The 5848-nt window shown below is 70.8% G+C and carries 5 protein-coding genes; all 5 read left to right on the top strand.

Annotated elements, in window-relative coordinates; translation table 11 throughout:
- Positions 1-148 precede the first annotated feature (148 nt).
- The 5 genes from prcB (at position 149) to ACFV0G_RS13420 (ending at position 5796) form a co-directional block, all read left to right on the top strand.
- The gene (gene prcB, locus ACFV0G_RS13440; protein WP_380546063.1) at positions 149-991 is read left to right on the top strand and encodes a proteasome subunit beta; all 843 of its coding nucleotides are present in this window, start codon (positions 149-151) and stop codon (positions 989-991) included.
- A gap of 36 nt (positions 992-1027) precedes the next feature.
- Entirely contained in the window at positions 1028-1771 is a 744-nt protein-coding gene (prcA, locus tag ACFV0G_RS13435) for a proteasome subunit alpha (protein ID WP_380546061.1), read from the top strand.
- A 109-nt stretch (positions 1772-1880) separates the two neighbouring features.
- A complete protein-coding gene (gene pafA, locus ACFV0G_RS13430) occupies positions 1881-3242 on the top strand; it encodes a Pup--protein ligase (RefSeq protein ID WP_380546059.1) in 1362 nt (453 codons plus the stop codon).
- Positions 3243-3367: 125 nt separating this feature from the next.
- A complete protein-coding gene (locus ACFV0G_RS13425) occupies positions 3368-4363 on the top strand; it encodes an FKBP-type peptidyl-prolyl cis-trans isomerase (protein WP_380546057.1) in 996 nt (331 codons plus the stop codon).
- Positions 4364-4503: 140 nt separating this feature from the next.
- Positions 4504-5796 (top strand): FKBP-type peptidyl-prolyl cis-trans isomerase, encoded by a 1293-nt coding sequence (locus tag ACFV0G_RS13420; RefSeq protein ID WP_380546055.1) that lies wholly within the window; start codon positions 4504-4506, stop codon positions 5794-5796.
- The last annotated feature ends 52 nt before the right edge of the window (positions 5797-5848 follow it).

Here is a 5848-nt window from a genome sequence, read left to right as displayed (position 1 = left end):
CGCCCGGGGCGGCGGGGCCGCCCCCCCCCCCCCGCGGGGGGCGGGGGCCCCCCCCCCGCGATCGGTTCCGCACCGTGTGGATCACCGGGGCCCGGCGCGGGTAGGGTCCGGGCAGCAGTTGATCGATCTTCAACCTGGAAGGAATCGTGTGGAAGCCATCACTGGTGGCACCGGGCGTCTACCGGCTGCCTTCCTGACCCCCGGGTCGTCCTCGTTCATCGAGTTCCTCGACCGGCACTCGCCCGAGCTGCTGCCCGGCCGCCGCACCCTGCCGCCGGGGCTGACCATCGAGGCGCCGCACGGCACCACGATCGTCTCCGCGGTCTTCGACGGCGGCGTGGTGATCGCCGGTGACCGTCGGGCGACCATGGGCAACGTCATCGCCCAGCGCGACATCGAAAAGGTCTTCCCCGCCGACGAGTACAGCGCGGTCGGCATCGCCGGCACCGCCGGCCTCGCGGTCGAGATGGTGCGCCTGTTCCAGCTGGAGCTGGAGCACTACGAGAAGATCGAGGGCACCGTGCTCTCCCTGGAGGGCAAGGCCAACCGGCTCACCACCATGATCCGGTCCAACCTGGCCATGGCCATGCAGGGCCTGGCGGTCGTGCCGATCTTCGCCGGCTACGACCTCGACCTCGGCCGCGGCCGGATCTTCACCTACGACGTCACCGGCGGCCGCTCCGAGGAGCGCGGCTTCGCCGCCACCGGCTCCGGCTCGGTCTTCGCCCGCGGCTCGCTGAAGAAGCTCTACCGCGACGGCCTCACCGGCGAGCAGGCCGCCACACTGGCCGTCCAGGCGCTCTACGACGCCGCCGACGACGACTCCGCGACCGGCGGCCCGGACCTCGCCCGCGGCATCTTCCCGATCGTCTCGCTGATCACCCAGGACGGCTTCCGCCGCCTCGAGGACGACGAGGTGTCGGAGATCGCGGTCTCCATCACCGCGGGGCGCCGCGAGCACCCCAACGGGCCGCAGGCCCCCCTCCTCTAGTCCGCCGCCACCCTAGTCAGAAGGGGACGACCGCCGGTGTCCACACCGTTCTACGTCTCGCCTCAGCAGGCCATGGCGGACCGCGCGGAGTACGCCCGCAAGGGCATCGCCCGCGGCCGCAGCGTGGTCGTGCTCACCTACGCCGACGGCATCGTCTTCGTCGCGGAGAACACCTCCCGGGCCCTGCACAAGGTCTCCGAGATCTACGACAAGATCGCCTTCGCGGCGGTCGGCCGCTACAACGAGTTCGAGAACCTGCGCATCGGCGGCGTCCGCTACGCCGACCTGCGCGGCTACTCCTACGACCGGGCCGACGTCACCGCCCGGGGCCTGGCCAACGTCTACGCCCAGACCCTCGGCACCATCTTCTCCTCGGTCGGCGACAAGCCCTACGAGGTCGAGCTGATCGTCGCCGAGGTGGGCCGCACCGACGGCGACGACCAGATCTACCGGCTCACCCCGGACGGCTCGGTCGTCGACGAGAAGAACTACGTCGTGGTCGGCGGCAACGCCGACTCCATCGGCAACTACCTGGGCCAGCGCCACCGGGCCGGCATGACGCTCACCGAGGCGCTCCGGCTGGCCGCGGACGGGCTCGCCCGCGACCCCAACGGCGGCAGCCCGCGCACGCTGACGCCGGAGCAGCTGGAGGTGGCTGTCCTCGACCGCAAGCGCGTCCAGCAGCGCAAGTTCAAGCGCATCCTGGGCGGCCAGCTCGGCCGCCTGCTCGGCGGCGACGAGACCGCGGCCGCCGACGAGGAACAGTCCGACACCGAATGAGCCGGCCGGGGGAATCCCGCGAGGTATTCCACCGATCCGCCCCCGTCTGATGTCTCATCGGATTTCACCGAAGGGTTTCGCGAGGCCTCGAGAAGAGAAGAGAAGCCTTATGGACCGCCGAATTTTCGGGCTGGAGAACGAGTACGGCGTCACGTGCACATTCCGGGGGCAGCGACGCCTGTCTCCGGACGAGGTGGCCAGGTACCTCTTCCGCCGCGTAGTCTCCTGGGGCCGCAGCAGCAATGTCTTCCTGCGCAACGGTGCCCGCCTCTATCTCGACGTGGGCTCGCACCCCGAGTACGCCACTCCCGAATGCGACGACGTCACCGAGCTGGTGACGCACGACAAGGCCGGCGAGCGGATCCTTGAGGGCCTCCTCGTGGACGCCGAGCGGCGCCTGCACGAGGAGGGCATCGCCGGGGACGTCTACCTCTTCAAGAACAACACCGACTCGGCCGGCAACTCCTACGGCTGCCACGAGAACTACCTGGTGGCCCGGCACGGCGAGTTCTCGCGCCTCGCCGACGTCCTCATCCCCTTCCTGGTGACCCGGCAGCTGATCTGCGGCGCCGGCAAGGTGCTGCAGACCCCGCGCGGCGCGGTCTACTGCGTCAGCCAGCGGGCCGAGCACATCTGGGAGGGCGTCAGCTCGGCGACCACCCGCTCCCGTCCCATCATCAACACCAGGGACGAGCCGCACGCCGACGCCGAGCGCTACCGCCGGCTGCACGTCATCGTCGGCGACTCCAACATGTCGGAGACCACCACCCTGCTCAAGGTGGGCTCCACCGACCTGGTGCTGCGGCTCATCGAGGCCGGCGTGGTGATGCGCGACCTCACCCTGGAGAACCCGATCCGGGCGATCCGCGAGGTCAGCCACGACCTCACCGGCACCCACCAGGTCCGGCTCGCCAACGGCCGCGAGGCCAGCGCGCTGGACATCCAGGAGGAGTACTTCACCAAGGCGCTGGAGTTCGCGGACCGCAAGGGCCTGAACACCGGCACGGTGGCCAGGGTGCTCGACCTCTGGGGCCGCACCCTGGAGGCGGTGCGCACCGAGGAGCTCGACCGGGTGGGCACCGAGATCGACTGGATCATGAAGTACCGGCTGATCGAGCAGTACCGCGAGAAGCACCAGATGACGATGTCCAACCCGCGGGTCGCCCAGATCGACCTCGCGTACCACGACATCCACCGCCGCCGGGGCCTGTTCTACCTGCTGCAGAACAAGGGCCGGGCGGCCCGGGTCACCACCGACCTCAAGACCTTCGAGGCCAAGTCGGTGCCGCCGCAGACGACCCGCGCGCGGCTGCGCGGCGACTTCATCCGCAAGGCGCAGGAGCAGCGCCGCGACTTCACGGTGGACTGGGTCCACCTCAAGCTGAACGACCAGGCGCAGCGCACGGTGCTGTGCAAGGACCCGTTCCGCTCCGTGGACGAGCGGGTGGAGAAGCTCATCGCCGGGATGTGAGCCCCGGGGGGCCGCGGCCGCGAGGTCGGGCGAAAGGGTGGTGAACGGGCACTTCGCCCGATCACCACCCTTTTCGCGTGTGCGCCTCCGGGCCTGCGGCGGGGTCGGTCCGTACGCTGGCGGCCATGCGTCGAATCGCCGGACTGCCGGCCGTTCCCCTGGCCGCCCTGCTCACCGTCCTGCTGACCGCCTGCAGCAGCGGGTCCTCGGGCTCCGCCACGGCCTCGCCGACCTCCTCCGCCTCGGCGACCGCGGTGCCGAGCCCGGTCGCCTCGGCCTCGCCGATGCCGACGGTCACCGGCGACTTCGGCTCGAAGGCGACCATCACGATCCCGTCGGGCCAGCCGAGCGGCCAGTTCGTGGTCGCCACGGTCAGCGAGGGGGACGGGCCGACGGTCGCCAAGGGCGACTGGGTCACCGTCAACTACACGGCCAAGGACTGGACGACCGGCAAGGACGTCTCCAGCTCCTACGACTCCGGCGGGAAGCCGCAGCTCTACCAGGCCGGGATCGGCCAGCTGGTGCCGGCCTTCGACCAGTCGGTGATCGGCAAGAAGGTCGGCAGCCGGATCCTGGTGGTGGCGCCGCCGGCGGCCGGCTTCGGCAGCTCGGGCAACACCTCGGCGGGCGTCGGCGCGAACGACACCGTGGTCTTCGTGCTGGACCTGGTGGAGTCGATCGCACCGGACGCCACGGTCACCGGCGACGTCACCCAGCCGCCGGCCACCGCGCCGCAGGTCAAGCAGAACGGCAAGCAGGCGCCGACGATCACGATCCCGGCCGGGCAGAGCCCGCCGACCGAGCTCCAGACCTATGTGCTGATCAAGGGCGACGGCAAGCCGGTGCAGGCCGGGCAGCAGCTGCTGGTGCAGTACACCGGGGTGCTCTGGGCCGACGGCAAGCAGTTCGACTCCTCCTACAACCACGGCGGCGCGCAGGCCCTCCAAGTGGGCACCGGGAGCCTCATCAAGGGCTGGGACCAGGGGCTGGTCGGCCAGACCGTGGGCAGCCAGGTGATGCTGGTCGTGCCGCCGTCGCTCGGCTACGGGGACAAGGCGAGCGGGCCCGTCCCCGCCAACTCCACCCTGGTCTTCGTGATCGACATCCTGGAGGCGGTGTAGACCCGCGCAGCTGGGCGGCGGATCGTGCACCGGACGGGACCGCCCTCATCTCGACCTGACATACTGCTGCCCTTTCCGCACTGTGGCAGGCGTCGTCAGGGCCCGGCGAGGGTGTGACACGGCGAGATGGATGGGGAGTCATGTCTGACAAAGCGACGAGCCCGGGTGAGGCCGGCACCTCCGCGGGCGACCCGGCGGCCGCACGGCCCGGCGGCCCGCTGCCCGGCGACGGCGAGTCGATCGTCGTGCCGCCCGCGATGCTGAAGCAGCAGGCGGGCTGGGGCCAGGCCCCGGCCCGGCCCGCGGGCAGCAAGGACGACGAGCCGCAGGTGTTCGCGTCGACGGTGCGCAAGAAGGACCTGTCGGAGGCGGGCTACGACGAGAACCCGCCCGGTGTGGGCCGCCTCGGCGTGATCCTGGGCACGATCCTGGCCGTCCTGCTGGTCGGCAGCGGCATCACGCTCTACGTGGTCAACAAGGACAAGTCCTCGTCCGCCTCGGCAACCCCGGACCCGGCGGTGACCGCCTCGCCGACGCCCACCGCCGACCCGGTGCCGCCGATCAAGGACACCGCCAAGGTGCTGCCCACGGCCACCGGCGACTTCGGCAAGAAGGCCACCATCACCCTGCCCAAGGAGGCCGCCGACGGCACCTTCGTGGTCAAGGAGATCAAGAGCGGCGACGGCCCGAAGGCCGACAAGGGCGCCTGGGTGACCGCCGACTTCTCCGCGATGAACTGGGGCACCGGCAAGGAGATCCAGGGCTCGTACGAGAGCGGCAAGCCGCAGCTCTTCCAGGCCGGCGGCGGCAAGCTGATCCCCGCCCTCGACCAGGCCGTCACCGGCCACAAGGCGGGCAGCCGCCTGCTGGTCGTCGCGCCGCCCGCCGCCGCGTTCGGCACCCAGGGCAGCAGCGGCATGGGCGTCGGCCCCAAGGACACCCTGGTCTTCGTCATCGACATCAAGAACGCCAACGCGCCCGACGCGGTGCTCGGCGGCGAGATGACGGCCCCGCCGGCGGACATGCCGAAGGTCAAGGACAACGGCAAGAAGGCCGCCACGATCACCCCCGTCCCGGGCGCGGCCGAGCCGAAGGACCTCAAGTCGGCCGTCCTGATCCAGGGCAAGGGCCCCAAGGTCGAGGCGGGCGAGAAGGTCCTCGTCCAGTACACCGGCGCGCTGTACAAGGACGGCAAGAAGTTCGACTCCTCGCTCGACCGCGGTCAGGCGTTCACCTTCGTCACCGGTGGCGGCGGCGTCATCGAGGGCTGGGACAAGGGCGTGACCGGCCAGAACGTCGGCAGCCGGATCGAGCTGGTGATCCCCGCCTCGCTCGCCTACAAGGACCAGGCGCAGGGCGACATCCCCGCCAATTCGACACTGGTCTTCGTGATCGACATCCTGGATGCCGGCGTCGGGTCGCAGGACTCGTAGTCCCAGAGCCGCTGCCGGCCCCCCCCGCACCAGGCGGGGGGCGGGGTGGGCG

The sequence above is a fragment of the Kitasatospora sp. NPDC059571 genome, from assembly GCF_042735675.1.
GTDB lineage: Bacteria > Actinomycetota > Actinomycetes > Streptomycetales > Streptomycetaceae > Kitasatospora.
The sequence above is the reverse complement of the archived record's forward strand: the minus strand, read 5'-3'. Positions and strand labels throughout refer to the sequence as shown.